We start from the raw sequence: 1,220 nt of genomic DNA on the forward strand, positions 1-1,220 counted from the left end.
CCCCCGTTATGTTCTTCGCGGTCCTGCAAGAGGGCCGCTGGCCTCCGGGCCCGGCATGGCTGTTCCCCCCTGTCGAACCGATGACCTGGGGGGTGGTGCCACCGGGCCCGAGAGGCGCCGTTGGAGACGCTGATGAGAGGTCCGACTACCGCCCCGCCGAGCGCAACGCCCGGCCGTACGCGGGCGGCAGGTCTGCATAACGTGGATGCGCGCACGACGCCAACGCCCCGGCCAGCACCGCACAATCCCGTTCGGGAGGACGGCTTGATGGAGTACGACGAGATAGGCGTCTTCCTGGGCCTGGACGTCGGCAAGAGCGCCCACCACGGCAACGGGCTCACCCCGGCCGGCAAGAAGGTCTTCGACAAGCAACTGCCCAACACCGAACCGAAGCTGCGGGCCGTCTTCGACAAGCTCCGGACCAAGTTCGGCACCGTCCTGGTGATCGTGGACCAGCCCGCCTCGATCGGCGCCCTCCCGCTCACTGTCGCCCGCGACGCCGGCTGCAAGGTTGCCTACCTGCCGGGCCTGTCGATGCGGCGGATCGCCGACCTCTACCCAGGCGAGGCGAAGACCGACGCCCGCGACGCGGCCGTGATCGCGGACGCCGCCCGGACCATGCCGCACACCCTGCGCTCGTTGGAGCTCACTGACGAGATCACCGCCGAGCTGACCGTCCTGGTCGGCTTCGACCAGGACCTGGCCGCCGAGGCCACCCGCACCAGCAACCGCATCCGCGGCCTGCTCACCCAGTTCCACCCCAGCCTCGAACGCGTCCTCGGACCACGCCTGGACCACCAGGCCGTCACCTGGCTGCTGGAACGCTACGGATCCCCGGCCGCCCTGCGAAAAGCCGGACGCCGCAAGCTCGTCGAGGCAATCCGGCCCAAGGCCCCCCGCATGGCCGCCCGGCTGATCGACGACGTCTTCGAGGCGCTCGACGAGCAGACCGTCGTCGTCCCGGGCACCGGCACCCTCGACATCGTCATCCCGTCGCTGGCCCGCTCGCTCGGCGCGGTTCACGAACAACGCCGGGCCACGGAAGCCCAGATCAGCGCCCTGCTGGAACAGCACCCTCTTTCGAAGGTCCTGACCTCGATGCCGGGGGTCGCGGTCAGGACCGCCGCCACACTGCTGGTCACCGTCGGCGACGGCACCAGCTTCCCCACCTCCGCCCACCTGGCCTCCTACGCCGGCCTCGCCCCGGCCACCAAGTCGTC

1 protein-coding gene is annotated in these 1,220 nt (G+C 70.5%); it reads left to right on the forward strand.

The annotated features are described in order from the left end of the window. Positions 1–267: 267 nt before the first annotated feature. On the forward strand, positions 268–1,220 hold a 953-nt coding region (locus ACFP1Z_RS33665; RefSeq protein ID WP_390321865.1), incomplete at its 3' end, for an IS110 family RNA-guided transposase.

Source organism: Streptomyces gamaensis (genome assembly GCF_042656465.1).
GTDB lineage: Bacteria > Actinomycetota > Actinomycetes > Streptomycetales > Streptomycetaceae > Streptomyces > Streptomyces gamaensis.